This is a genomic window from Infirmifilum tikiterense (genome assembly GCF_054696565.1).
Map to the genome: position 1 here is coordinate 662,536 of NZ_CP182482.1, position 23,436 is coordinate 685,971.

The window sequence follows — 23,436 nt, forward strand, 5'->3', positions numbered from 1 at the left end:
TTAAATAAGTAGTGGCATAAGGCTTCATGCACGCGCAACGAAACCCGCTTGGACATACGGTGACTATATGACAATAGTCGACGAGGACATTCAGACATTGCGGCAGCAATTCCATGAGCTCAGAAGAAAGCTTCAAGAGCTGGATGCGAAAATCTCAGAGACACGCTCAAATAGAGATATTGCCAACAGCGAGGTGAAAAAACTCTCGGCCGAGATTAAAAGCCTCCGTGAACAATTCTTACAGCTCCGTCAGCAGCTCTCCCAGCTTATAGAGAAGAAGAAGGAACTCTACGATAGGCTTGTCTCTACCCGCGAGGAACGAAAGAAACTCATCGAAGAGTTGAACAAAGCCCGTGAAGAGTTAAAGAAACTCAACGGCGAGTATAAGGCACTGAGAAGCTTCCTAGGATCTAAGAACTACGATGAAGACGAGCTTAGAAGCAGAATAGAGCAGCTAGAGTGGCAGTACCAAACAATGACTCTGCCTCCCGAGGTTGAAAAGGTCATAATAAACAAGATCAGAAGCTTGGAATCCATTTACGTTAATGTAAAACACCTCAATGAACTTAGGGCGAAGATTGAGGAAACTAGGCAACGCATCCCTCAACTGAAAGAGCAGATAGCGCAGGTTAGCGAGCAGCTTAAACAGATCGTGTCGGAGTATCTGAAGGTGAAGGAAGAAGTGCAGAAGCTGAAAGCTCAGCGCGATGAGCTGTTCCAGAAGATACAAAACCTTCGCCAGGAGAGAGACAGCATTAGGGAGAAAGCAAACGCTTACCACCAGGAGCTTCTAACGCTCCTCCAAGAAGAGAGAGCGGTACGTGAGGAGCTGGAGAGAGTCTCAGTGCTGCTGAAAGCTAAGGAGCTTTCACAGCATCTGGAGGAGCGTAAGAAACTGCTCTATGGAAAGGCCTTAGAGGCCTACGAAAAGTACAAGAGAGGAGAAGCGCTATCCTTGGACGAGTTTAAACTCCTCTTCGAGTTTAATATGCTGAACCGCAACTTGCAGGAGCAGTGATGCCTTCAAATTCTTACTAGTTTTCCTGTCTCCACTCAAGCTCTCTGGACCTAACTCTGAATTGTGGGCCCAAAGCTGTGAGAGTGCCGGAGCGGTGCTTGTCTGATTCAATCATATCATAATTGCTTATCTGACTTCTAGTCAGCACTCAAAAAAGCCGCAACGTTAATTTTCAGCGTAGGGGCAACTCCTTTTGTATGGCAAAACCATACTCCTTGCAAATCGCTATCGACGTTACAGACGAAGCTCAGGCTCTAAAAATTGCAAGCACCGTGAACAGTGCTTGCCGTAGTGGAGCTCTCAGCTGTGAGAGGCTAATAGTCGAGGCAGGAACCCCTCTTGTTAAGCTTTTCGGGCTGTCCATACTCCCGAAGCTGAAGCTCTCATCTCCAGGCACCCATTTGATGGCTGACTTGAAAATAGCTGACGTGGGAAGGCTAGAGGCCTCTTTGGCCTTCGACTTCTTTGCCGACAGCGTGTCGGTTCTCGCTATGGCTCCAAGATCCACCATTAGGTCCGTTTTAGAAGTCGCTATGGAGCGTAGCAAGAGCGTCGTCGTCGATTTTATAGGTGTCGCAGACCTAAAAGCGCGTGCCGATGTGGTTACGTCGCTTGTGCGTAACTTATCTTTCCCGGAGGATAAGCTTGTGTTCGAGTTCCACCGGGGCATTGACGAAGAAAGAGGGAGGTCGGCTGAGGAGTTCTTCAAGGATATAGTGGGTGTGGTGGAGTACATTAGAGGGATTCTACCCGCTTCTAAGGTGGCAGTTGCAGGAGGCTTAACCCCGCAACTCGCGCGAGAAGTCAGAGCATTAATCGACGCTGATATCTACGTTGTAGGTAGATACATTACGTCGAACCCCTCACTAGAGCGCATCATTGAATTTTTTGACTAATCCCTGACGGTTAACTCGAAGTCTTCACCACCCATGTATATCTGCTGTAGGTGGAAGTAAACTTCTTCGAAGTTTTGGCTTTTCTTCGCGGAAACAATCACTACGGGAATAATGTCGAGGAAGTCTAGGAGCAGGCGAGTAACGCTCCTTGAGAAGTGTGCGTCGTAATCCCTGGGCATCCTGGAAATTTCCTCCTCAAGCATTTCCGGATTCGAGAGCCACTCGGAGACTCTCTGTCTATCGGCATCGCTAAGCACGTCCATCTTGTTTAGCAGAACTACTAGTGGTAGTCTTAAGCGGTAGAATGCAGAAGCGGCGAGAAATATCTGAGATACTAGGTTGTAGGGATCCGAAGAAAGGGAGGCGTCTAAAAGGAATACCGAGGCGCACCTCCGGCTAGGCTTACAAAGGGAGTTAACGATTATACCACCGCTTTGCCGGAACGTGAAGAGCTCCATTTGACCTGGCGTGTCTATGAGAACGTAGCCCTCCGGAGCATCGTCTATGCTCCTGTCCAGTGAAGGAAGATGCTCTATAGACATATCGACCGCGGCGACAATAGCTCCGTTGGGACCAAGTCCATACTCCTCTAAAACTTCCCGCACGAAAACATGTTCCCTTATGTCCACGTCCGGAACGTACTCCAGATTTTCGACCGCTGGGTCTAAATTGACAGTTGTGACTGACGCTCCTTGGCTTTGTAGCCAGTCTCGAAAACTGGCTGTGAACGTGGATTTACCGGATCCTGCAGGTCCAATTATAAAGACTAGCATCTGCATGCTTTTTCAAGCTTTAAAAACGGGCAAGTAATAAATTCAGGTTTTTCGCCCTATGTGATTAGGGCGAGTTGATTAATGCCATCGAGGTCAAAGGTTTCACTGAGCGAGGAGAACATCGAAAAAATGGAAGAGTCGTCGGTGCAGTTTGAAGTACTGGAGAGAAAAACTCTGGAGATCGTGAGAGAGGCCGGAGAGAAGGGCGTGCTTCAAAAAGACCTTTGGAAGAAGCTGGGTTTGGACAGTAGGAAGGGTCTCAAGATTGTTCGAAAACTCGAAGAGCAGGGCTTAATCCTGAGAGAGCAGGTCGTTCTACGTGGGAGGAAAACGTATGTCATCAGGCCTGCTACCCTGCTTCAAAAGGAGACTACAATACCGGACTTTCTCGACGAAATTCCCTGCTTCTTCTGCCCGAACCTGGCAAAGTGTGCGAGCGGTGAAGTAGATTTCCTCGAGTGTCCAATCCTCAGGAGGTGGCTGACTAATGGCTGAACGGTTTTTAAGGGTATTCGTCGCCGTGAAGATCACTAGACCCGAGCTAGTCTCGCGTGTAAAGAGCTTTCAAGAGGAGCTGGAGAGAGCTGGGCTGAAAGCCAAGTTTGTGGAAACGGAAAACCTGCACATAACTCTACAATTTATCGGAGAGATTCCTCGCGAAAAGGTTCAGGGCGTCGCGAGCAAACTTATGGAGGTTAAAGCAAGCTCTTTCTCGATGGAGCTCCAAGGCATAGGGGCTTTCCCAAACCCTAAGAATCCGAGGGTCATCTGGATAGGAGTAAGGAGAGGGTCAGAAGAGCTCTCAAGGCTTGCTCAAGAAGTTTATAAAGCTGTTACCGCTGCCGGCGTTAAGCTGGAGAGGGAGGACTTCCAGCCACATCTTACAATAGCGAGAGTTAAGGCACCACTAGGCGGTGAGGTTCGAAAAATAATCGAAAAGAACTCATCCACGTTTTTCGGCGAGCAGGATGTGACAAAGTTCTACCTTATCAAAAGCGTCCTCACCCCGAGAGGTCCCGTATACACTGATTTGGCCGAATTCCAGCTTCTCCCGGTGCATTAACCGAATGGGCCACGAGTTGTGTATCGACAGCAGCGAAGTGGCTTGCCTGTCAAAACACTTATCGAGCCTCGAGCCATCAGAGGAGCAGAAAGAAAGAATCTCGAGGCTAGTAGAGCGCGCTGTGAGAGAATTACATCTTGTAGTTGAAGAATCTGGTCTTAGACCGCTCGTGCGCGAGATTTCAATACACGGGTCTTTTGCCAGGGACACGTGGCTACCCGAGGACACCGACGTCGACGTATTTGTTCTTTTCGATGAAAGCCTGAGTCTTGAAGAGCTGCATAAATCCGTTGAGACCCTGAGCACTGAGCTTGCCCAGAGACTAGGAGCTGAGCTAGAAGTCCGTTTCGCCTCACACCCGTACTTCATCATCAAATACCAGGGGGTAGAGCTGGAGCTTGTACCAGCCTATAAGGTAGAAAGCCCTCAGAGGATCAAATCAGCGGTAGACAGGACGCCCTTCCATACCGAGTACATCATCTCACAGATATCAAGAAATCCTGCCCTTAAAAGGGATATCCGCTTGTTTAAAGCTTTACTGCGGCGCTTGAACATCTACGGCGCGGAAATCGAAGTTAAGGGATTTTCCGGATACCTCGCAGAAGTTCTTATAGTGCACTACGGGGGACTTATTCCTCTCTTGTGCGCGGTCTCTAAGTGGATCCCTTGGAGGGTCGTGATCCCAGAGACGGCTTACAGACTGCGCGGCACCGCACCGTTAGTCGTACTAGATCCAGTAGATCCCCGTCGTAACGCAGCTGCCGCAGTCGGAGTAGATCAGCTCTCAAAGCTTATTTTGTTCGCAAACGTCTTCAAGCACTGCCCTGCCATCTTGTGTTGTGTACTGGAGGGCGTCGAGGAAGAAGCAGAGTATGCTCCCGACGAAAACAGCATAGTGTTGCAGCTAGTCAAGCACCCGACTCTCGCGCCTGACGCCCTGGCCGGGAAATTAAACAGAGTGCTCGATGCTGTCACCAACACACTGACAAGGAACGGGTTCAGCGTTCTGAGAAAGCTTCACCTGAAGCTGAATGAAAAGCATCTGCTAGTTTTGCAGCTTGAATCCCTGGAGCTACCCCTATGGGAGAAGAAGCTCGGGCCGCCGGTATGGCATGAGAACGTGTTAAGATTCCTGGAAAAGTGGGCGTCCAATAAGCCAGCGCCCTTCATAGAGGGCGATAGAGTCGTTGCAGTAGCGCCTAGGAAGAACCGTAATGCTATCGAGATTGTAAAGGAGGTGTTGAAGGTATATAAGGGGTTCGAGTGGGAGATTGGTAAAGCATGCGACTACATACAGAAGCTTCCGATGCCAGAAAAGCGTGAACTACTAAAGCGTCTGGCGGGGTATGAGCCTTGGACTCTGTGCTTAAAGAGGTGCATGGGTGGAGCCGAGTTCTAGTATACCCCTCCCTTGATGCAGGTGCCGTGGTGCGAAGAGTTGTAGAGATGAAACTTTTGGGTGTGCGGCGCCTCATAGAGGAGGGCCGTGTGGACATTTTCGGTAAAAAAGTGCTGGGAAAGGGAACAGTAGGCATCGTAGTGAAAGCGGTTTTTTCAGGAGGCCTTTATGTCGCCGTAAAGATAAGGAGAACCGATGCTTCGCGTGAAACTTTACTGAAGGAGGCACGGATACTTCGATTGGTGAACAGCGTTAAAGTCGGTCCACCACTCAGAGCGTTCTCCAGGAATTTTCTCGTCTGGGACTGCGTGGACGGTATACCTCTTGACGAGTGGGTGGTTACCGCGTCCGCTTCTGAACTCAGGAGAGTTATAAGGCTCGTTCTAGAGCAGTTATGGAGGCTCGACACAATAGGAGTGTCTCACAATGAGCTTTCGAGGTTCAAAGACCACATACTTGTTGGGAAAAACGGGACTCCCGTCATAGTGGATTTCGAGTCGGCGACTACGGGTAAGTATCACTCAAATCTACCTCAATTTCTCAGCTTCCTTTTGAATGAAAAGTCAAAGATAGCTGAGATCGTTTTATCTAAGTTATCCTTCAGTACAAAGCAGGATGAACTCATCGAGGCCCTAAGATGCTACAAAAAGGGAACTGCGGGGGTTGAAGATATTCTCAGCCTGCTCAGGCTCTAGCCACCGGCCTACCCACCTCTTTCCAACTCCAGCTCAAGAGAAGGGTGCCTCTGAACCGCTCTGCGACCCAGGTTAAGCGAGAGGTCTAAATTGCCCCTACCGCTTTTATCCCTTGAAACACACTTGAGGGGGAGTTGCCGGGGCGCGGTTCCCGGTTGTGTAACCTCTACTTGATTGTCTCTATAACGACGTAGGTTCGCGTCTCGCGCACCCCCTCAAGTGTGTTTATCCTGTTGAGAACCTCTTCGAGGAGTGGTTGTGATACATGAATGATTACGTCAACGTCGCCTGTAACTCTGTAGACTTTTTCAACGGGAAGGTTGCTGAGAGAAGAGTAGATGTTTAGTCTCTTCGACGGCTCTATCCTTAGTACAATAATAGCCTCGCCGCTTTGCCTCCCCAGCAGTTGCACCGCTCTGTCTGTTAGGTCTATAAAGCCCCGCCCTGTTCGCAGAAACCCCAGTTCTCGGAGCTTTTTAAGGTGCATGTTCAAAGCCTGCCTAGAGATACCGAGCTCCTTTGCAATGCTGCTCTGGGTATCTGTGACTGTGAAAACCCTAAGAGGTTTACTTTTTTTAAACAAGTACCTCAATAGTTCAATTTGCTTCTCGCTCAGTGTTTTTGAACTCACATCTAATCTTGTGTGGATGTAAAATATATTCTTTACATCATTTTTACAAACGTCTCATATGGTAATCTAAATCACTCGCATGTGAGGTAAGCGTGGGTATTTCTATTTTTAAATATTTGGAACTCTTGAACTGCAATGTAGCTAATCGATAATACCCGGGCCTGTTCCTGAATGAATAATTTTTTATCCATGATGATCCTCCTTAAGACCGTGAGCGTTACAGTACCGTTTGTTCCAAGCCCGGTAGAAGTTATAAAAAAGGCTTTTGAGATAGCAGAACTGAAGCCTGGGGAGCTCGTATTAGACCCGGGGTGCGGAGACGGGCGCTCGCTGGTTATCGCTACAAAAGAGTTTGGAGCGAGAGGCGTGGGCATCGAGATCAGGAAAGATCTGCTTGAGACTGCTATGAGGAATATTATCGCGGCTGGAGTGCAGGACAGAGTACTCCTCATCCACGGGAGCTTTTACGACGTTAAATTTCCCCAGGCAGACGTCGTTTTTCTCTACCTTTTAACATCCGTTAACGAGCGCCTACGTCCAAAGCTCGAGCGCGAGCTGAAGCCAAACACGCGCATAGTCTCGCATGACTTTGAAGTAACCGGATGGAAGCCTGTAGAGAGCACCACCGTCGAGGAAGGTGGCAGAACGCATAAAATCTACTACTACATTGTCGGTGAAAGTAGGCGGTAACCTCATGCCCGAGGAGCTCTCGATCTCGATTGAAAACATGTCTCAGACTACGCTAGAAGTCAGGGTTTCGGGCGAGGGGCATACTTTGCTTAACATGCTAGTGGATGAGCTAAACAGAAACCCTCATGTTACTGCATCATACAGAGTGGACCACCCACTACTCGGGGTGGCGTATCTCCTTATAAGAACCGACGGAACCCTCACCCCTTTAGACGCCCTCCGAGTGGCTGTGGATTCATTGAGAAAAAAGCTCGAAGCGATGCGTGAGCAGATACGGGCTCAGACAAGCTGAGAAGGGTCCTAACAGACAAGGATCTGGCTAAACTTGGCGATGCGTTTATAAACTTCGTAACATCTGCGGCTCTATCCCTAGCATCTGGGAAAGCCCAGGGAATCAAGACCCCAAGAAAAACGCTTAGAGAGGCTTATAAGCTCTCGGCACTGACCAACATCAAGTTACCACACGACTGGGACCCCGCAGAGAGCGTGGAAGCACTGCTGAGCTATGCATGGTTAAACAACTGCTTGTCAAGTGAACAGGCTGTGGAGTTCCTGTATAAAGCTTTAACTTCAGGTAAAGCCCTAGAGGTAGCTATAGCTCTGCTGATCGATCGAACCCTAAGCGCTTGCCTGAGTAGAGGCTGAGTAAAGCACCCTCCTTTTATAGTTCCTGAAGTTCCTCCTCCTCGGTATGAGGTTCTTCTTTGGTTTTGGAGGTATCTTCGGAGTAGCGTTTCTGACTTTTCCAGCCTTAGTGAGGCTACCGTGAGACGGCATAACCTTACCCAGCTCAGTCAAAGCTATCGGCAAATATAAGCGTTTCCACTAGGCAGGTGCTGGTTCAAGCGACGGCATTTGAAGAGCTGCATATGAGACGCCATCGAGTGAAACCTTTTAACCGGGAAGCGGTCTTGGTTGATGCGGAGTCCTCATGGCAGTAGCTGGCTACGGTCGGAGGGTCAGTGAGCTCCTCGCCAGCGCGGGAGCAGGTATCTTCGACGTAGTTCTCGTTAGGCTAAAAGACGGCGTCACGTTTAGAGGCATCGTCCTTCCCCGTCCTCAAGTGGGAGAACAAGATTTTCTCGTTTTAAAGCTTGACAATGGGTATAATATCGGAATTGCCGCAGATCGTATAACTGAGGTGAAGTTGATTGAGACGAGCGGTAGAGTAGGGCTCACAGCGGAAAAGGTTACACGGGAGACTAAAGCTGAGGGAACGGTACACTTCATTGGCACCGGCGGCACCATAGCGTCGAGGGTCGACTATGCCACCGGTGCTGTTTACCCGTATTTTTCTGCCGAGGATCTGTACGCGATGATACCGGAGCTCGCGGACTTAGCTGTGGTGACGAGCGAAACGATTTTCAGCATTTTCAGCGAGGATATGACCCCTCATCACTGGTCGGAGCTAGCTAAGAAGATAGGCGAAGCCTTCGCCTCGAAATCACCCTCGGGTGTAGTTGTTGCTCACGGAACAGACACCATGCACTATTCCTCATCGGCTATGGCATTCGCCGTTCAGAAGGCACCGGGACCGATAGTGTTTACAGGCGCTCAAAGGTCTTCGGACAGGCCATCAAGCGACTCCGCGCTCAACGTGATAGGAGCGGCGATTACCGCTGTTAAAGCCCCCTTCGCGGAGTCAGTGCTGGTGATGCATGGGTCCGTGAGCGACGATGTGCTTCTTGTTCATAGAGGCGTGAGGGCTAGGAAAATGCACACGAGTAGAAGAGACGCCTTCATAAGCGTGAACAGCCTACCTTTGGCCAAAGTTAACCCGTTCACAAGGGAGATCGATGCTTTTCAACCCGGGTACAAAAAGCGGGCAGAGGAGGTCGAAGTCTACCCCGAGTTCAGCGAGAAGGTAGCGTTGGTGAAGTTCTACCCTGGAATGCCGTCCTCTCTGCTCGAGTTCTACAGAGAAGAAGGCTACGTAGGTCTGGTAATCGAAGGCACGGGATTGGGCCATGTAAACAGCAAACTCATCGACACCATACGCTCTCTCGTGAAGGACGGGGTGATGGTGGTAATGGCGTCTCAGTGCCTCTGGGGATCAGTGAACCTTAACGTCTACAGGACTGGTGTAGAGCTTCTGAAAGCGGGAGTGGTACCGGCTGGGAACATGCTATCTGAAACGGCCTACGTTAAGCTTAGCTGGATTTTCGGCCAAACAAGCGACCTTGAAGAAGCCCAAAGACTCTTCAAAACGAGGATAGCATACGAGTTCTCCGAGAGGAACGAGTACAGGCACTACCCAGGGGCGATGGGGTGGTGGTAAGTATGTCAAGCCTTCCTCGCATCAAGTGCGGCATAGAAATACACCAAATGCTCGATACGGAAAGAAAACTCTTCTGCGCGTGCCCCACAGTGGTCAAGAAAGAGAAAGCAGACTATAGTTTTGTCCGCAGACTGCGGCTCGCGCGAAGCGAGATAGGTGAAGTAGACCCCGCAGCGCTATTCGAATTCGAAAAGGGTCTAAGCTTTGTTTATGAAGGGTATCACGAGAACACGTGCCTCGTTGAGATGGACGAAGAGCCGCCCCATCAGCCTAACTGGGAAGCTCTAGAGCTAGCCCTCAAGTTCGCCCTGCTCGTGAGAGCCCATGTAGTGGATGAGATTCACGTTATGAGGAAGATTGTGATCGACGGCTCTAACACGACGGGCTTCCAGCGGACAATGCTCGTAGCGGTCGACGGACACATAAGCGTTAACGGTAAAGAGGTGCCGATAGAGACCATATGCCTCGAAGAGGATGCCGCGAGGAAAATGGAGGAGGATCCCGCCCGCAGGACAGTGACCTATAGGTTAGATCGGCTTGGAATACCACTAATAGAAGTAGCAACAGGACCAGTTATTGAGACGCCGGAGGAGGCTAGGGAAGTGGCGCACTACATAGGGCTTCTGCTTAGGTCGCTGGGCCGCGTAAAGAGGGGGCTGGGAACAATAAGGCAGGACCTTAACATCTCCATCGAAGGAGGAGCCAGGGTTGAGATTAAAGGTGTTCAGTATCTCGACCTGATTCCAATAGTTGTCGCGAACGAGGCGCAGCGGCAGAAAAAGCTCCTGGAGATCAGGGACGAATTAAAGAGAAGAGGTTTGTCAGGGGATGATATACTTTTCTCCCCAGTAGACGTTACAGGAGTTTTCAAAAACACTAAGTCGCAGGTTGCTAGGAGCGCGCTTGAGAAAGGTGGTGTCGCTCTCGCATTAAAGCTGAAAGGCTTTAAAGGCATACTGGGGACGGAGATCCAGCCCGGTAGGCGCTTCGGCACGGAGCTAGCAGACAGGGCGCGCTACTGGGGTAAAGTCGGGGGTATATTCCACAGCGACGAGCTTCCAGCGTACGGTATAACGAAGGAGGAAGTGGAGGAGGTAAAGAGAGCTCTGGGAGCCGGTGATGAGGACGCATTTGTGCTCATTTTCGACGAGAAAGAGAAGGCATACAAAGCGTTAGAGGCGGTTCACGCTAGAATACTTGAGGCGTTTCAAGGAGTTCCCGAGGAGACTCGGGCTGCGAATCCAGATGGCACGACAAGGTTCATGAGGCCTAGGCCCGGGAAAGCCCGGATGTATCCAGAAACCGATGTGAGGCCGATCAGGATTCCAAGAGAGCTACTTTCGCAGTTGGCAGAAGAGCTACCCGAGCCTCCGGAGAAGACACTTGAGAGATTGAAAAGAGAGTATCGTCTCTCAGAGGATCTCGCGCAGCAATTATTTGACTCGGAACACCTATTCCTCTTCGAGGAGCTTGTAAAGAAGACGGGAGCCCCCCCAGTTCTGGTTGCAACAGTTCTGACAAACACGCTACGAAGCCTTAGGAGGGAGGGAGTTCAGGTGGAAAACATCGACGAGGATCATATTCTGCAATTGATGAAGGCTGTTGCGGAGGGCAAGGTTGCTAAAGAGGCGATACCAGATATCTTGAGAGCTATTGCCGAGAACCCTGAGCTCAGCTTCGATGCGGTTGTTGAAAAGCTTTCACTACACTCGTTAACGGTAAAGGAACTCGAGAAGCTCGTTGATCAGGTGATCTCTGAGAAGATGCCATTAATCCGAGAGAAAGGCGAAAGGGCTTTCAGCCCGATAATGGGCGAGGTTATGGGGAAGGTCAGGGGCAGAATAGATGGTAAGCTGGTAGCCGAGGTCGTTAGGAAGAAATTGCAGGATGTTATCTCTTCTTAATCTCTCCCCTAAGTTCCTTTAGTTTTTCAGCGATTCTCCTAATGACGACACTCTTTCTTTCGGATGTTTTTACGATCACCCTACCTCCGCTCTCAAACCAAAAAGCTGGGAATTTCGCGTCTTGGTCGATCGAGACTACGCTGAAGCCAGCTCTTTCAGCAGCCCGAGCGATCTCCTCCAAACGGGGCTTCTCCACGGAAAGGCTCTTGGGTACGCGCCGACCCTTGTCACGGGGCAACGCTGAGTCGAAGTAGGCCGCCCAGATGATTTTTCCCTCTTTTTTCCTCATGAGCCTTCAACGAGAACGGCGTTTACTACACCGTCCTGGCCCGGGCGTGACGTGACTATAGCTTTACCCAACTCTGTCTGAATGATTGCTCCCCGCGTTATTACACCTCTCCTGGCGAGGTTCCTGTTGGACGGGTTGTCTATTACTTTAAGGACTTTAACTCTAGCAGTCTTCTTTTGGCTAGGGATGTAAACGTTGGCGACACTCACCGTTTTAACCTTTAATTTGCAGTTACCGCCCCTCGCGCGCAAAATCTTGACTTCCGTTACTTCACCGACGGTTGGATTTAGGGGATAGCGGCCGCTCAGGTATTTTCTTTTTACCTTCACGTGCTTACCCTTAAGTCCTCCACTTATCTTTCTGAGATCGTTGCCGTGGTATACCCCCATGCCTTTCCCCTCTACACTACTCTGAGCACTTTTTAAGCCTTTCTAGCTCATTGACACACTCTTCATGATATATCGAAAAAGTCCCTGTGAAGCTGGTCGCATCGGTCAACTTTATGCTACGACGTTGATGACCGCTGACAACCAGGTCAACTTTTTAAGGTGGCGGCGCTACATACCCCGGGTGGCTAGTGCTTTATGAGAATAACTACTCGCGGAAGAGTCCAGATAGTCCTCAACAGAGAGTTCAAAGCGTCTAGGCTCATAACGGGCTTCCATGGCATAGGGCATGTTGGCTGGATAGCGGTAAAGCACCTTGTGGAGAAAGCTGGAACCGTAAGAGTAGGGCACGTTATCTCGCCTTACATGCAGCCGTTCGTCTCAGTGAAAAACGGCATAAGAACCCCGTACGAGCTCTACGTCGCTGGGGAAACCCTGTACTTTCTCCCGAACGTACCACTAAGTGACAAGGACGTTAGTTTGGTTACGCGAACACTGGCTGAGGAGGTCATCGAGAACGGCGTCACTGAAGCTGTACTTTTCGGAGGCCTCGATAACAGGTTCAAGCAAGACGACAGCATAAGGCTCGCACCCACCACAGCGTTCTACGAGGCTCGAAAGGAACTGTTCCTCGGGCAGAAGTACAGGTTGATGGAAGAGGGCCTAGGCGTAGTAGGTCCACTCGCGGTAATTCTATCTATATTTGAGTCCCGCGAGCTACCTGCTGTAGCCATTCTCCCCTATGCCGCCCCGGATAGACCTGACCCAAGGGCTGCGGCTGAGGCGTTAAGAGCCTACAGCGAGCTCTTCAACAGCGCAGTGAGCGTCGAGGAACTTATAAGGGAGGGTGAGCTCGTGGAGCGAGAGCTAGAAGAGCTGGAGAATAAGATTAAGCAGATGGCTAAAGAGAGGGAGCCTCCACACTATTACGTATAAGTGCCTTCACGGTTCTCACCGTCTTCTCCACATTTTCAGAGGTTCTCACATGGTCTCTAAGCGCGGAATAGTAGTCCTTCAACTTGACAGGCATCGTTATCACATTCTCACCAGATAGCCTCGCAGTGAGCTTCGACACGAAGCTGTGCGGCAGGGAGTGGTAGACTAGGACGAGCCCCCGATACTCGTTGATCAGAATGAACCAAACCACATCCTCTCTAATCTCCTCCTCAGCTTCCTCGAACACCATGCTGCTGGCTTCGTACTGAGACAACGGGTAAAAACCATCAAGTTCGATCGGGATTATCGAGAACGCGCCGGAGAGCACGGCAATGTCGCATTGTGCGAACAGCTCCGGCTTGTCGTTTAGAATCTCCTTTACGAGCCCGAACCTCGTGAAGGGTTTGTGGGGTGTTTCCTCGAACAGAAGAAGTACATCGCTTCTACCTCTAAATCTGTACTTTAACCTGTTGATGTGGCGCACTACCTCAGGTCTGTACCTGCTGGTTCTGTCGTAGAAGAATATGCCCTGCACACGGGAGCGTGTAACGGGGTGAACTTTTGTTACAAACTCGCTATACTTGATGTACGTCTTGAAGGCATCAGCAAGAGCCGGGTGGCTCCGAGACTTCTCTTCGACGAGCTCCCAGAGCCTGCCCTCATGGATAGCTTGCCTTATTCTCTTCAGTTCAAGCTGGATGACGTAGAGGTTATGCTCTGCAATCAACCTTACACGTTCCTGTTTCGGCATCTCTCTTAGCTCCTCTGCGTTGTATTTGGAGCACACAGGGCACGTGCAGGGGAGCTCGTCGACTTCCTCTAGCCTGAGCGTGCCTCTTGGAGTGAGGAGCCTATCGTTTCGCGCGTACAGCGCGTAGGACGCTGAGTCAAAGATGTCAACACCCATGGCCACGGCAAGCGGCATAATGATAGGGTGTCCTGCCCCGAATAAGTGAAGCGGGGCGCTCCAAGGCAGATTGAGCCTAGCAGTCATGACAAGCTTAGCAACCTCTGAGTACTCGTATTGCTCCATGAACTGCGTGGGGCCTCCAACGGCAAAAATGTCCGCGTCTTCTCGTGAAGCCTGAGACGCCGAGTACGCGACGAGGCTGGCGTGAACACCGCCCTGTATCGGGGCAACGAGAAGCATACCCTTTCGGTCGATCTTTGAGGCCTCTCGGAGCCTTCTAAGAGTCTCCTCGACTTCCTCGCGGGCCTGAGTGTAGGGCGTGTCGCGCCTAGTAGGTATGTCGAGAATGACCCCGATGTCGGAGCCTATCTCAACTTGGTATGTGAAGATCTCTAAGGGATCTACGTCCACTCTTCCGTACACAAGTAGCTGGTAGGCTCCCGAGTCAGTGTACACCGGGCCGTCCACCCCGAGTATGCCGTGGACCGTAAGCTCCTTGGCTAGCTCACCATAGTTTCTCTTGACTATGTAGGCATTTGTTATCAGCAGTGGGAACCCCATCTCCACGATATCCTTAGGCGGTATGAGCTGCTTCCCAGGGTTAATCACGGGTGCCAGGGTCGGCGTCTCCACTACACCTTTCCTCGTGTGAAGCTTACCCTTACGCCCCATCAGGTCTATCTCTTCTATCTCAAAGACCTCAGACCAGACCACGGCCGCGCCCGGCTCATCTGCCCCCTTCACTCTTCTGAGGGCCCCTTTTAAGGGTTTTCATGGGCTCCGCGCCTTCGGCCCGCCCCGCCAATATACGCCAGCTAGGGGCTGTGCGGCGGGGCTTTAGCCTCGGCGCCTCTTCGCCTCATCGCGCCGCGCGCGGCACCCGCCAGACGGCTACACGCCGTAGCGGGAACTGGGGGCCGGGGCCTCCTCCTCTCCTTCACCGCTTGGGGAAGCTGAGCGAGCCGTGAATCAGAGCTCGTGGGTGGCTCTGCAGCCAGCTCTGTAGCGCCTCGAGCTGCTTCTTCGTATCGCAGGCCTTTAAAAAGAGCTTGGCGGCGTTGAACGTTGTGGCCCAGTCCCTGCCGTAGACCAGGCCGCAGCCCGTGCAGCGGTAGTAGCGCTTCTGAACCTCCACCCCCTCTTTCCCGCACAGTGGGCACCACTTGCCCGAGACGTTGTTGTCAGGCTCGAACCACTTCGCTCCCTCGTAGAGAGCGAGGTTCTCCAGCCTCCTCGCCACTCTGAGCAGCGTCCTCTGCAGCTGCGAGCCCCTGAGGGACTCGGCCCGGGGCACGTCGACGACGATGACGACGAGGTAGCCCTGGTCCCGTAGCTTTCTCACCAGCACCCTCATCTCCCTGAGCACGCTGCGAATCCAGTCGTCGTTGAGTTTTCGAACCTTCCTCGACGCCTGCCCCGCTACTTTCTCGGCGCGCTCCGGCGTCATGTTTATCTTCGCCCTGAGCCTCTCAGCGAGCCTCAAGGCCTCATCCACCGCGTGGCTCCTTCCCGTTCTCTGCAGCCCCCTGACGTCCCTCCTCTCCCTGAACCTCTCGACGGCTTCACTCCAGCACTTAACCTTGGAGTAGCTACGCAGTAGCGCCGCCAGCAGCCTCAGCAACGTGGTGTTGGGCGGCTTGAAGACGCGCTGAGCAATGAGCCTGACTTCGCCGTCGAATGCGAAGGCCATCAGGTAGAGCCCGTGGCTCGAGTTCACGTCCACCGCTACGATGGCCAATTTGCCGTCGCCGTCCCACCATGGTGGCCTCACCTTGCGCTGAGCCACCAGCCTCAGCCTCCCCTTTGCTGTGAGCTGTAAAGTCAGCTTCACGTCACTGAACCTCTGGATATCCTCGAGCACTGCTTTGATAAGGGAGGGCCTCAGCCTCACAGTGAGGCTGGCACTGGGGACGCGTAGCATGCCACTGGAGGCATCAAGCACCGCAACAGCGTTACCGCCGCCGTGAAGCCTCTCGTTGCCGTTGACCACCTTCACGAGTAGCGGCACCGCTGGCGGTGTGAACCTGCTCCGCCTCTTAGACTTCCCCCTGGCCTCCGCGACCATCCTGCGCCACTCCGCGGCGTACCAGAAGAGACCCTTCGGCAGCCCCGCAATCCTTGAGGCCCCCTCGATCAACTCCTCTCTGAACCTCCCCGGCTCCCTCCTGAACGCGTCGCCGTGCTTCCTCTCGAGCTCCTCGCTGGCCCGCTCAACCGCAGAGGCGATGTCGTAGTAGAGCTTTCGGAGCCTCAACCTCAGCTCCCTGTTCGCCTTGACTTCCCAGACCCTGTACGCGTCGAAGAGCTTCTCGCCGTTTTTACTCCCCTTACCTTCCCCGCTCATAGTCTCACCCCTTTTACCGGGGAGCCGGGCCTCGCGCCGCGGCCCCCATCCGCCCTCACGCCCAGAGGCGTGAGGTGCGGGGGAGTCGCAGCCAAAGCCCAGCCCCCAGAGGTGTACGCTGCTATGCGGCGGCGTAGCGTCTCACACCATGTGAGCTAGCGGTCGTTACAGTAGCAGAGCTCAGCGCGAGCTAGCGTCCACAGGCGCGTCGCTCAGCATCAGCGGTCACGAGCACAATCTCACACACTGTGACTCGGCCACCCCGGCCCCAGCCTGCCGCGCGCGGCCCCAGGCGCGTGGGCTGTTGATGCGGCCCTCCCGCCGAGCCAGCCCAGGCCCGGCGGCGCCAACGCTGCGCTAGCGGCCCGTCCACCCCCGAGGGCAGGGGGCCGGCTGCCAGGGGGCGGCGGGGTAGGGTAGCCCGAGAGCAGAGCCCCCCGCCCTAGCCCGCGCCCAGGCCCCTGCGAGCGGAGCGGGGCGCAGGCCTCGGGCAGCCGGCTTGCGGGCGGGCACTACCGGCCCAGGGCCGGGCCCCTACGATCGGGGCGCGGCCCCGCGTGCCGGCACCTTCACGCCTCCGCTGCCACGCCGGGAGGCCCCTACGAGCGGAGCGTCCACAAGCGCGGAGCCTCACCGACGTAGCCCGCCACCCCCCTCACGGGGGGCCCAGCCCCCCACGTAACCCCGCTCCCACCACGTCCCTGAGGAGCGTGAATGGTGGGGTTACGTGGGGTAAAAAAGGGTGTTTTTAAAGGGGCTTTCTCTCGGGCTCCCAGGCCCCGGCCGCCACTCCCCCCTAAACACTAGCACGAAGGGGTCGGCGTAGCCTAGGTGCCCGGGGCCTCTGGTCTGCCTTACGCTACCCCCTCTCGCCCCACTCTCTTTTCCCCGAGAGTGCAGGCACCCCCTCCTCCCCCTGCTACGGGCGCCAGTTTTCTCGGGGAAGCACTGTGTCGCCTGCAGGGCTCCTCCCGCCGCTTCACCGCTCGGCGGCGCTCCAGGACCCTCTGCAGGCTTAAAATAATATTGTAAATAGTTTTATTTATTCTTTTCTACTCCTCCGGGCTTCCCGGGTCAGCGGGCTCGCCTATCCTGGCGAGGAACTCCCTGTAGGCGCTCCTCAGTGGCTCCTCCAGGCCCTCGGGCCTAGCCTTGAGGTCGTAGAGCGCGAGGATGTCATCGGCTTTAACCCTGTACCTCTGAGCCACTATCCTCGCGACCTCCTCGATCCTAGCCTGCATTGTAGCAACTCCCTTGGGTGCTAGGCGGGGCGCCTCGTGTATGACGCCGCGCCTCCAGCCCCCACCGTGCCACACCAAGACCTCCCTAGGCTGGAGCGAGGTCACGACGCTGGCCATGCTGCCGAGCATCCTCTGCAGCACTGGCAGGTCTGCGGGGTTGTGCTGGAAGATTATGAGCATCCCGCACTGGCTGACGGCCGCGCTGTTCACGGCCGTGAGGGTCTGGTCCGCCATGACTACTCGTATGTTCAGCGCCCTGCCCTCGCGGAGCAGGTTCTCGAGGGGCCTCGAGTAGCCCCTCGTCGGCGCCAGGCGGTGGACCTCGTCGATTATGACGGTGAGCCTGCGGTGGGCGCGGGTCTTGAGGAGGCGGTAGATGACCGCGTTAGCCACAGCCACCTTGGCGTAGTCGCTCAAGCCCGATAAGTCGAGGACTGTGCGGCCGAGCCTCAGCTTCGTGCTGAAGCCTCCACCGCCCAGTAGCGCTACCCGCCTGAGGGCCGCGTCGATCGCCGCCGCCACGTCCGGCCTAGACTCCCTCGCCCTCCAGGCCCTCAGCTCGGCCACCAGCGCCTCGGCCGTGGGCTCCACGCCCCTCTCAGCCACCCGTTGCACGGCCTGCACCACCACGTTGTACACGATGGGCGTGAACCTCCCGTCCTCGCCCCACACCAGCTCAGCGCTGTTGTCCAGTATCTCGGCGGCCTCCTCCGCCGAAAGCTCCACGACAGGGTCGACGGGCTTAGCCACGTGGAACCCGTAGAGGCCAGCGTACTCTCCCCAGAAGTCGATGATCAAGACGTCCTCCGGCAGGTCCCTCGCTATGAGCGCCAGCAGCGAGCTCTTCCCGGCACCCGTGATGCCGAACACGCCGACGTGCGTGTTGAACGGCAGGAGCAAAGCCCCACCCCCCTCGTACTCCCCTATCTCGATGCCCTCCCCGGGCGCCGGGGGCCTAGCGAGCATTAAAAGCCTGTTCACCGCCTCCCTGACGGCTCTGGGCTCAGCCTGGTGCCTCGCCGGCAGGGATATGATGTACACCCTCTTTCCCCGGCCGGTGACGGGGTAGAACGAGGCCCTCTCCCTGCCCCTCCAGTCCCTCTCCACCACGATTGTTCCGAAGCCGTCGGCGTACTCCACGGGCATCGCCCGGCCAGCAGTGATTGTCGGCACATTCGTGTCGATCACCTTGAACCCCAGGGCCTCCAGAGCCCTCGCAGCAACTTTAGCCCTCTCCACTGGAGGCCTGAGTAGTGAGAAGTAGACGCAGGCAACGAAGGCTCCCCTCTGGGCAACCGATACAGCGAGCCTGTCGGCAACGGGCAGCGACGCCAGGGGGATTGGCGAGGCCGCATAGCCAACAGCCATCGCGAACGCGTAGACGCCAGCGGTGCCCACGATGACGCCATCCTCGCTCCTCAATAGTGTCACATCGTTCTTGCTCCACACTGCCAAGGCAACGCTCAAAGCCAGGGCACCTGTCATCACCACAGCACCCCACACCGCCCTTAAAGCCCACATGAGCGGGTTAGTGGCCGTTGAAAGGAGGTTGCTGGCGTAGAGCCAGGCTACAGTGGGAGGTAGCACTAAGAGAATAACCCAGACTGGCCTCCGCACGATTATAGCAGTGCAGCAGATATTATTATTGTTTTCGATACAGCACACCCGCGGCGAGGCGAGGGCTCACGGCCGAGGGGCTGGGTGCACACTCCTCGCAAGATCAAAGCCCCCTCCGCGCTGCGCGGGGTTACGAGGAGCAGGTGGGCTTGCCTGTGAGGATCTGTGTGGCCTGAAGCCAGGGCACTCCGACACGCTAGTGTAAAGCTTCGAGAAGCCCGTCTACATCGAAGACAGCCGCATCCCGCTCGAGGAGCACGCCTCGTTGCCAGAGGCCTTCAGGCGCCTGTAAGTGAGGCAGGTCAGCTCACCGGCAGCGGCTAGAGGAACGGTGTGCTGGCGGGCGCCGCTGAGGCGATGCTTGCGGCGGTAGGGACACTCTTTGTGGTTAACAGAGTGCAGGTTTAGGTCAATTTATTGCTCCAGTAAGCCCTGTAATCCACTGAGGGTCAATTTACTGCCCGTGAGCGGCTACTTGTACCCAAGCTTCGCGAAGGCGGCGTCGAGGAGCTCGTTGAGGACCTGGTCGAAGGTCTTGCCCTCCCTCTCGGCTATCGCGGTTATCCTGGCGACGTGGTCCGCCCGTATGGAGACGAGGCGGTCGACGTAGTTGGTGGCCTTGATCTCCTCGACGACCCTGCGCAGCCTGTCCTCGTCGCGGAGCAGGTAGGGGTCTGAGCGGATCCTGTGGGCCAGCTGCTTCGCCTCCCCCACGCTCATCCCCCTGGCCACCTCCTCCAGCCTCCTGATCGCCTCGCCCTCATCCCTCACCAGACCCCTCTCAGCCAGCTTCTTCACAGCCATGTGCAGCACCACCCTGCCGGTCTTCGAGACGGGCCTCTCTTTCTCCTCGCTCCTCGGCCTGCCAGGCTTCACGGGGCTCGCCACGGGCCTCCGCAGAGCCCTGTAGACGCGCATGATCACCTCGAGCTCGTGGCCAGCCATCTGGAGGCGCCTCTGAACCTCCTCCCTGCTCAGCCCGAACCGCTCCTCCAGCTCCGCCACCGCAGCGCCGACCTCGTCCTTCCCCATACTACCCCTCCGGATGTTCTCGCTCAGAGAGAGGATCAGCGCCTCCCTCCTAGTCATCCTCCTGACTATAACGGGCACGCCGCTGGGGAAGAGCCTCTGGAACGCTTGGGGGTCCTCCCTGCTGAGCCTCCTTAAGGCCTCGAGCCTCAGCCTCCCGCAGACCACGTAGAGCTTGTCCCCGCCCTCCTCGGGCGGCGTCACGACGAGGGGCTGGAGGAGGCCGTTGAGCCTGATGTTCTCCTTGAGCTTCTGCACCTCCTCCTCCGGCACTATTCGGCGGGCGTTGTACTCCTCGCTCACGTCCAGCCTCTCAAGGGGGACGTAGGCGACCTCGACGCTCACACAGTCTAGGGGGTCTCGAGGTCTTAAATTCTTGGGGCTTTAACAACAATTAATACAGCACTATTTCACCGGAAACGAATAATAATGTTTCCCCCGTTTCAGGGAGCGTGGGCGAGTACAGCTTCGTCTGGGAGCTGAACAGGAGGCACATCATCGTCCTCCTTTTCCTCCTCCACGTTGGCGGGGAGGCGATCAAGAAGGACATCATGAGGGCTCTGGGCGTGGAGAACTCCCAGTACGCTGAGAAGATCCTCCTCGACCTGAAGGAGCTCGAGCTGGTCTCGGAGAGGAGGCTCGGGAAGAGGGTCAGGGTCTTCTCGCTCACAGAGAAGGGCCGCAGGGCGGCGGAGGTGCTGGACAAGCTGGCGAGGGAGCTGTGGGGGGAGCCGAAGGCTTAGTGCGTTTCCACTTTCACCGATACCCCCGTCTCATTTTTAAGCGGCTAGCCGCCTTATAAGCCCCGGGGCCAACAATAGTGATGAAGCCCAGGAGGCTGGTCGTGGTCGGCGGCTACGCGGTGAGCCTGGGGGAGCTGAGGGCAGCGTACCTCCACGAGCCCCTCTGGAGCGCGGTGAAGGAGCTCAAGCGCTCCACGCTCGCGGGGTAGAGTCAGAGGCGCAGGAGGGCGAGCCCAGCGTGCCTCAGGGAAACGGGCCCGGGCTGCGCGGCCTGAAAAGCGAGGCGCAGGGCCCCTGTAGCCAGCCTAGCGCTACCGCTGCCCTTGGGTTATCCCAGCTTCTCCGCTATGTAGTGTAGAACCTTGTCCATGACCGGTAGGCTATGTTGAACCGCGTGGTTCTCCAGGATGAGGTAGAGCTCCGCCCCGGGTAGGGCGGCATCTTTACTGTAAGTGGTGAGCCTCTCGGCGAGCTCCGCGACCCTCCTCACCTCCCCCTGGGAGGCCTTGCCCGCGCCAAGCCCCCTGGCGCCGCGCGGCATCACCCGGTATCTCTTGATTTCGCCTGATATCACATGATATCAGGTGATTTCGCGTGATATCAGGTGATATCATTTGATATCTGCCGGTATCGCCTGATACCTGCTGATATCAAATGATATCAGCCTGTGATACCTCTTGATTTCTCCTGATATCAGGCGATACCGCCTGCTCTCGCGCGGAGCCAGGCGGCGCCGCCCGCCTCCCCGGCGCGCCTTAGGTGCAGCTTGACGTGGCCTAAGGACTCAAGCGTCGGTCTGTGTATCCAAGCGCGCCGGGTCTCGTAGCGGTAGTTGGCCCAGCCGGTAGCCCCTCGCCCACAGAACGCTCGGCTCCCGAGAGGAGCCCTCACAGGAATTGAGGCTCTGAGCGGGCACGCCACGCTAAGCTCCGGGCTCCCTGAAAGGCTCACACCGCGCGCTCGGAAACAATGCACTCACCCCCCGCGGGGCACGGGAGCCTCACACAACGTGAGACCCCGAGCCCCCATCCGCAGCGGCTACCGCGATCAGTAGCTCACACACCGTGAGGCCCAGCGGAGCAAGCCGCTTCAGGTGCCTCTCAGGCGGAGGCGTCACACACTGTGAGAGCCACGGAAACCTACCAGCCACTCAGCCCCCGCGTGCCGGCGGAGAACGGCGGAGAATTCACAAGCTGTGAGACGCCGGGAACCTCACGGCCAGCGCGCTCGCAGCCGAGCAGGGCGTAGCGGGCGAAAAACTTTTTAGGAGGGGGAGAATGTGAAATAATTGAAAGGTGACTTAGCCTTTCCCCTCTGGCGCGGATGATGAGGTCAACAGGAATCTCCAAGGTTTCTCGAAGCCTCAGGGGAGAAGAGGCGCGGGGCTGGTGCAGTTAGAAACGGTTATGTACTGTTTTAGAAATAGTTCAAATCAGAGCAAGGGCTCATCGCCGGGCACAGAGGAGTTCGACCACGTCCTCCTGCAATCCCCCGCGTCGAGCCTAGACCCGCTGTTCATCAGGCTCAGGGTGCGGGCGCGGCGCTCCTAGCTAGGTCCCTGAGGGCTGCTGGAGTACTAGGAGCGGAGGAGGCCTGGCTACTCGAGTCTTTTCTGGTGGAAAGGGGGGAGGGCACGGTGCCGCTGGCGGCGGCGCTGGCGCCGCGGACTTGGAAGGGAGTTGCTATACATTGCTGGCTTCTGCCAGGAGGCCGGGCTGGGGAGGGTTATGTTCCTGCCGCACCCCGCTTTGGCGCTACCTGCGATAGCCTCGCTGGAGCCCGGGAAGAAAGTATTAGTGGAGGCTGAGGGGGGCTGAGCCGCAGCTGTTCCACCCCCTGGCGCAGCTTTACGACTTGACGCTGGCCTACCACTCGCCACCACCTTTCTCCTTCGACTCCTTTTGGCTCAATAGGCGCCGCGCCCTCGCTTGGTTGCCGAGGGGGTGGGACGGCGTGCTGGTGATGTAGCGCTACTTCGACTACGACCAGGCCGTGGTGGAGGCCCCATTCGCGCCCAGCAGGAAGCCTGGGCTTGTTGTGTGGCGGCAGAGGTGCGAGGATTTATTGAAGCTGGCCTTCCCGACCAAGCACGCACTCGTTAGGGGTTTCTTAAAGGAGTTCCAGACCGGGGCAGCGAAGGAGAGGGTTGTTCTGGAGTGGCTCCGGGCGGCGGAGCTGGAGCTGGGCGACTACCTGAGGCTGCTGGACTACGGATTCCTGAGGAGGAGCCCGCACCCGCCGGCATCACTGTCTCCCTCACGGAGAAAGCGCTGTGGGTGCTCTCGCTTGAGGGTGAAAGGGAGGAGAGCAGGCTGGCCTGGGCGCTGATGAGGTGTGCCCTCTATGGCCGCTGCAGCGATAGAATGATTGAGGAGCATGGTGATCTGCTCGACGCGCTGGGCGAGCTGCAAACCTCATTCCCCGATAAGCCGGCTGAGTGGTTCTACCGCGCCGTGTACAGGCTCCTCGCTGGGAGGGTGGAGAGGGTTGGCGCGGAGCACTGGCTCGTCAAGGGTCTGCCCGAGCTGGGGGACACCTACCCCTAGTACAACGTGTGGGTCCACGAGGGGAGGTACCGTTGCGACTGCTTCTTC

28 protein-coding genes are annotated in these 23,436 nt (G+C 55.7%); 18 read left to right on the forward strand and 10 right to left on the reverse strand.

All coding sequences use genetic code 11. The features are described from left to right. Positions 1-67: 67 nt before the first annotated feature. Together ACNO7C_RS03650 and ACNO7C_RS03655 are read left to right on the forward strand one after the other, a co-directional pair. Complete coding sequence (locus ACNO7C_RS03650) at positions 68-1,018, forward strand: coiled-coil protein (RefSeq protein ID WP_460025623.1); 951 nt, start codon at positions 68-70, stop codon at positions 1,016-1,018. Positions 1,019-1,215: 197 nt separating this feature from the next. After that, positions 1,216-1,914 (forward strand): orotidine 5'-phosphate decarboxylase / HUMPS family protein, encoded by a 699-nt coding sequence (locus ACNO7C_RS03655; RefSeq protein WP_460025624.1) that lies wholly within the window; start codon positions 1,216-1,218, stop codon positions 1,912-1,914. Here ACNO7C_RS03655 and ACNO7C_RS03660 read toward each other — a convergent pair. After that, positions 1,911-2,693, reverse strand: a complete 783-nt coding sequence (locus tag ACNO7C_RS03660; protein ID WP_460025625.1) for an ATP/GTP-binding protein — start codon at positions 2,691-2,693, stop codon at positions 1,911-1,913. The genes ACNO7C_RS03655 and ACNO7C_RS03660 overlap by 4 nt on opposite strands. 75 nt (positions 2,694-2,768) lie before the next feature. On the opposite strand from ACNO7C_RS03660, the gene ACNO7C_RS03665 reads away from it, so the two are divergent. Genes ACNO7C_RS03665 through ACNO7C_RS03680 form a run of 4 tightly spaced genes read left to right on the forward strand, consistent with a single transcriptional unit; the run spans position 2,769 to position 5,844 of the window. After that, a complete protein-coding gene (locus ACNO7C_RS03665; RefSeq protein WP_460025626.1) occupies positions 2,769-3,182 on the forward strand; it encodes a helix-turn-helix transcriptional regulator in 414 nt (137 codons plus the stop codon). Continuing rightward, on the forward strand, positions 3,175-3,750 hold the full coding sequence (gene thpR, locus ACNO7C_RS03670) for an RNA 2',3'-cyclic phosphodiesterase (RefSeq protein ID WP_460025627.1): 576 nt from the start codon (positions 3,175-3,177) through the stop codon (positions 3,748-3,750). Before ACNO7C_RS03665 ends, thpR begins: the two co-directional genes overlap by 8 nt. A gap of 4 nt (positions 3,751-3,754) precedes the next feature. Further along, positions 3,755-5,149: a CCA tRNA nucleotidyltransferase gene (gene cca, locus ACNO7C_RS03675; protein WP_460025628.1), complete on the forward strand. Its 1,395-nt coding sequence runs from the start codon at positions 3,755-3,757 to the stop codon at positions 5,147-5,149. Beyond that, a complete protein-coding gene (locus ACNO7C_RS03680; protein ID WP_460025629.1) occupies positions 5,113-5,844 on the forward strand; it encodes a hypothetical protein in 732 nt (243 codons plus the stop codon). The genes cca and ACNO7C_RS03680 overlap by 37 nt, the downstream gene beginning before the upstream one ends. Positions 5,845-6,010: 166 nt before the next feature. On the opposite strand, the gene ACNO7C_RS03685 is transcribed toward ACNO7C_RS03680, so the two are convergent. Next, positions 6,011-6,475 carry an Lrp/AsnC family transcriptional regulator gene (locus tag ACNO7C_RS03685; protein ID WP_460025630.1) on the reverse strand — a complete coding sequence of 155 codons (465 nt, stop codon included), beginning with the start codon at positions 6,473-6,475 and terminating at the stop codon, positions 6,011-6,013. Between the two features lie 210 nt (positions 6,476-6,685). On the opposite strand from ACNO7C_RS03685, the gene ACNO7C_RS03690 reads away from it, so the two are divergent. From ACNO7C_RS03690 to ACNO7C_RS03700, 3 genes are read left to right on the forward strand one after another with little or no spacing between them, the layout of a single operon-like run. Further along, on the forward strand, positions 6,686-7,165 hold the full coding sequence (locus tag ACNO7C_RS03690) for an SAM-dependent methyltransferase (protein ID WP_460025631.1): 480 nt from the start codon (positions 6,686-6,688) through the stop codon (positions 7,163-7,165). 4 nt (positions 7,166-7,169) lie between these two features. Next, positions 7,170-7,457 carry an RpoL/Rpb11 RNA polymerase subunit family protein gene (locus ACNO7C_RS03695; protein ID WP_460025632.1) on the forward strand — a complete coding sequence of 96 codons (288 nt, stop codon included), beginning with the start codon at positions 7,170-7,172 and terminating at the stop codon, positions 7,455-7,457. A gap of 23 nt (positions 7,458-7,480) precedes the next feature. Beyond that, complete coding sequence (locus ACNO7C_RS03700; RefSeq protein ID WP_460025893.1) at positions 7,481-7,810, forward strand: ribonuclease III family protein; 330 nt, start codon at positions 7,481-7,483, stop codon at positions 7,808-7,810. Here ACNO7C_RS03700 and ACNO7C_RS03705 read toward each other — a convergent pair. Next, positions 7,784-7,942, reverse strand: a complete 159-nt coding sequence (locus tag ACNO7C_RS03705; RefSeq protein ID WP_460025894.1) for a 30S ribosomal protein S30e — start codon at positions 7,940-7,942, stop codon at positions 7,784-7,786. The genes ACNO7C_RS03700 and ACNO7C_RS03705 overlap by 27 nt on opposite strands. 154 nt (positions 7,943-8,096) lie before the next feature. On the opposite strand from ACNO7C_RS03705, the gene gatD reads away from it, so the two are divergent. Both gatD and gatE read left to right on the forward strand, forming a co-directional pair. Next, on the forward strand, positions 8,097-9,443 hold the full coding sequence (gene gatD / locus ACNO7C_RS03710) for a Glu-tRNA(Gln) amidotransferase subunit GatD (protein WP_460025633.1): 1,347 nt from the start codon (positions 8,097-8,099) through the stop codon (positions 9,441-9,443). A 2-nt stretch (positions 9,444-9,445) separates the two neighbouring features. Next, positions 9,446-11,347, forward strand: coding sequence for a Glu-tRNA(Gln) amidotransferase subunit GatE (gene gatE, locus ACNO7C_RS03715; protein ID WP_460025634.1), 1,902 nt, complete (start codon positions 9,446-9,448; stop codon positions 11,345-11,347). Here gatE and ACNO7C_RS03720 read toward each other — a convergent pair. Together ACNO7C_RS03720 and ACNO7C_RS03725 are read right to left on the reverse strand one after the other, a co-directional pair. Next, on the reverse strand, positions 11,334-11,636 hold the full coding sequence (locus ACNO7C_RS03720; RefSeq protein ID WP_460025635.1) for a signal recognition particle subunit SRP19/SEC65 family protein: 303 nt from the start codon (positions 11,634-11,636) through the stop codon (positions 11,334-11,336). The genes gatE and ACNO7C_RS03720 overlap by 14 nt on opposite strands. Further along, positions 11,633-12,025, reverse strand: coding sequence for a 30S ribosomal protein S8e (locus ACNO7C_RS03725; RefSeq protein WP_460025636.1), 393 nt, complete (start codon positions 12,023-12,025; stop codon positions 11,633-11,635). Before ACNO7C_RS03725 ends, ACNO7C_RS03720 begins: the two co-directional genes overlap by 4 nt. A gap of 195 nt (positions 12,026-12,220) precedes the next feature. On the opposite strand from ACNO7C_RS03725, the gene ACNO7C_RS03730 reads away from it, so the two are divergent. Continuing rightward, complete coding sequence (locus tag ACNO7C_RS03730; RefSeq protein ID WP_460025637.1) at positions 12,221-12,958, forward strand: proteasome assembly chaperone family protein; 738 nt, start codon at positions 12,221-12,223, stop codon at positions 12,956-12,958. On the opposite strand, the gene tgtA is transcribed toward ACNO7C_RS03730, so the two are convergent. The 4 genes from tgtA to ACNO7C_RS03750 form a co-directional block, all read right to left on the reverse strand. Continuing rightward, entirely contained in the window at positions 12,924-14,612 is a 1,689-nt protein-coding gene (gene tgtA / locus ACNO7C_RS03735) for a tRNA guanosine(15) transglycosylase TgtA (protein ID WP_460025638.1), read from the reverse strand. The two genes, ACNO7C_RS03730 and tgtA, sit on opposite strands and share 35 nt — an antisense overlap. A gap of 193 nt (positions 14,613-14,805) precedes the next feature. Continuing rightward, the gene (locus tag ACNO7C_RS03740; RefSeq protein ID WP_460025639.1) at positions 14,806-16,212 is read right to left on the reverse strand and encodes a transposase family protein; all 1,407 of its coding nucleotides are present in this window, start codon (positions 16,210-16,212) and stop codon (positions 14,806-14,808) included. Positions 16,213-17,264: 1,052 nt separating this feature from the next. Then, on the reverse strand, positions 17,265-19,070 hold the full coding sequence (locus ACNO7C_RS03745) for an ATP-binding protein (protein ID WP_460025640.1): 1,806 nt from the start codon (positions 19,068-19,070) through the stop codon (positions 17,265-17,267). A gap of 471 nt (positions 19,071-19,541) precedes the next feature. Continuing rightward, positions 19,542-20,444, reverse strand: coding sequence for a ParB/RepB/Spo0J family partition protein (locus tag ACNO7C_RS03750; protein WP_460025641.1), 903 nt, complete (start codon positions 20,442-20,444; stop codon positions 19,542-19,544). A gap of 107 nt (positions 20,445-20,551) precedes the next feature. Between ACNO7C_RS03750 and ACNO7C_RS03755 the strand changes: the two genes are divergently transcribed. Together ACNO7C_RS03755 and ACNO7C_RS03760 are read left to right on the forward strand one after the other, a co-directional pair. Further along, complete coding sequence (locus ACNO7C_RS03755) at positions 20,552-20,842, forward strand: winged helix DNA-binding protein (RefSeq protein ID WP_460025642.1); 291 nt, start codon at positions 20,552-20,554, stop codon at positions 20,840-20,842. An 80-nt stretch (positions 20,843-20,922) separates the two neighbouring features. Next, positions 20,923-21,051 carry a hypothetical protein gene (locus ACNO7C_RS03760; protein ID WP_460025643.1) on the forward strand — a complete coding sequence of 43 codons (129 nt, stop codon included), beginning with the start codon at positions 20,923-20,925 and terminating at the stop codon, positions 21,049-21,051. A 119-nt stretch (positions 21,052-21,170) separates the two neighbouring features. On the opposite strand, the gene ACNO7C_RS03765 is transcribed toward ACNO7C_RS03760, so the two are convergent. Next, complete coding sequence (locus tag ACNO7C_RS03765; protein WP_460025644.1) at positions 21,171-21,416, reverse strand: hypothetical protein; 246 nt, start codon at positions 21,414-21,416, stop codon at positions 21,171-21,173. Between the two features lie 814 nt (positions 21,417-22,230). On the opposite strand from ACNO7C_RS03765, the gene ACNO7C_RS03770 reads away from it, so the two are divergent. From ACNO7C_RS03770 to ACNO7C_RS03785, 4 genes are all read left to right on the forward strand, one after another. Continuing rightward, positions 22,231-22,392, forward strand: a complete 162-nt coding sequence (locus ACNO7C_RS03770; protein ID WP_460025645.1) for a hypothetical protein — start codon at positions 22,231-22,233, stop codon at positions 22,390-22,392. Positions 22,393-22,521: 129 nt separating this feature from the next. Further along, positions 22,522-22,659 carry a hypothetical protein gene (locus tag ACNO7C_RS03775; protein ID WP_460025646.1) on the forward strand — a complete coding sequence of 46 codons (138 nt, stop codon included), beginning with the start codon at positions 22,522-22,524 and terminating at the stop codon, positions 22,657-22,659. A 178-nt stretch (positions 22,660-22,837) separates the two neighbouring features. Further along, the gene (locus ACNO7C_RS03780; RefSeq protein WP_460025647.1) at positions 22,838-23,170 is read left to right on the forward strand and encodes a hypothetical protein; all 333 of its coding nucleotides are present in this window, start codon (positions 22,838-22,840) and stop codon (positions 23,168-23,170) included. A gap of 35 nt (positions 23,171-23,205) precedes the next feature. Then, positions 23,206-23,388 carry a hypothetical protein gene (locus ACNO7C_RS03785; protein WP_460025648.1) on the forward strand — a complete coding sequence of 61 codons (183 nt, stop codon included), beginning with the start codon at positions 23,206-23,208 and terminating at the stop codon, positions 23,386-23,388. The last annotated feature ends 48 nt before the right edge of the window (positions 23,389-23,436 follow it).

What these genes read in the sequence shown, in the direction of transcription:
- ACNO7C_RS03785 (WP_460025648.1), top strand. Translation starts at nt 23,206, where the DNA reads ATGATTGAGGAGCATGGTGATCTGCTCGACGCGCTGGGCGAGCTGCAA.
- ACNO7C_RS03760 (WP_460025643.1), top strand. Translation starts at nt 20,923, where the DNA reads ATGAAGCCCAGGAGGCTGGTCGTGGTCGGCGGCTACGCGGTGAGCCTG.
- ACNO7C_RS03730 (WP_460025637.1), top strand. Translation starts at nt 12,221, where the DNA reads ATGAGAATAACTACTCGCGGAAGAGTCCAGATAGTCCTCAACAGAGAG.
- cca (WP_460025628.1), top strand. Translation starts at nt 3,755, where the DNA reads ATGGGCCACGAGTTGTGTATCGACAGCAGCGAAGTGGCTTGCCTGTCA.
- ACNO7C_RS03655 (WP_460025624.1), top strand. Translation starts at nt 1,216, where the DNA reads ATGGCAAAACCATACTCCTTGCAAATCGCTATCGACGTTACAGACGAA.
- ACNO7C_RS03660 (WP_460025625.1), bottom strand. Translation starts at nt 2,693, where the DNA reads ATGCAGATGCTAGTCTTTATAATTGGACCTGCAGGATCCGGTAAATCC.
- ACNO7C_RS03740 (WP_460025639.1), bottom strand. Translation starts at nt 16,212, where the DNA reads ATGAGCGGGGAAGGTAAGGGGAGTAAAAACGGCGAGAAGCTCTTCGAC.
- gatD (WP_460025633.1), top strand. Translation starts at nt 8,097, where the DNA reads ATGGCAGTAGCTGGCTACGGTCGGAGGGTCAGTGAGCTCCTCGCCAGC.
- ACNO7C_RS03725 (WP_460025636.1), bottom strand. Translation starts at nt 12,025, where the DNA reads ATGGGGGTATACCACGGCAACGATCTCAGAAAGATAAGTGGAGGACTT.
- ACNO7C_RS03705 (WP_460025894.1), bottom strand. Translation starts at nt 7,942, where the DNA reads ATGCCGTCTCACGGTAGCCTCACTAAGGCTGGAAAAGTCAGAAACGCT.
- thpR (WP_460025627.1), top strand. Translation starts at nt 3,175, where the DNA reads ATGGCTGAACGGTTTTTAAGGGTATTCGTCGCCGTGAAGATCACTAGA.
- ACNO7C_RS03665 (WP_460025626.1), top strand. Translation starts at nt 2,769, where the DNA reads ATGCCATCGAGGTCAAAGGTTTCACTGAGCGAGGAGAACATCGAAAAA.
- ACNO7C_RS03695 (WP_460025632.1), top strand. Translation starts at nt 7,170, where the DNA reads ATGCCCGAGGAGCTCTCGATCTCGATTGAAAACATGTCTCAGACTACG.
- ACNO7C_RS03650 (WP_460025623.1), top strand. Translation starts at nt 68, where the DNA reads ATGACAATAGTCGACGAGGACATTCAGACATTGCGGCAGCAATTCCAT.
- ACNO7C_RS03720 (WP_460025635.1), bottom strand. Translation starts at nt 11,636, where the DNA reads ATGAGGAAAAAAGAGGGAAAAATCATCTGGGCGGCCTACTTCGACTCA.
- gatE (WP_460025634.1), top strand. Translation starts at nt 9,446, where the DNA reads ATGTCAAGCCTTCCTCGCATCAAGTGCGGCATAGAAATACACCAAATG.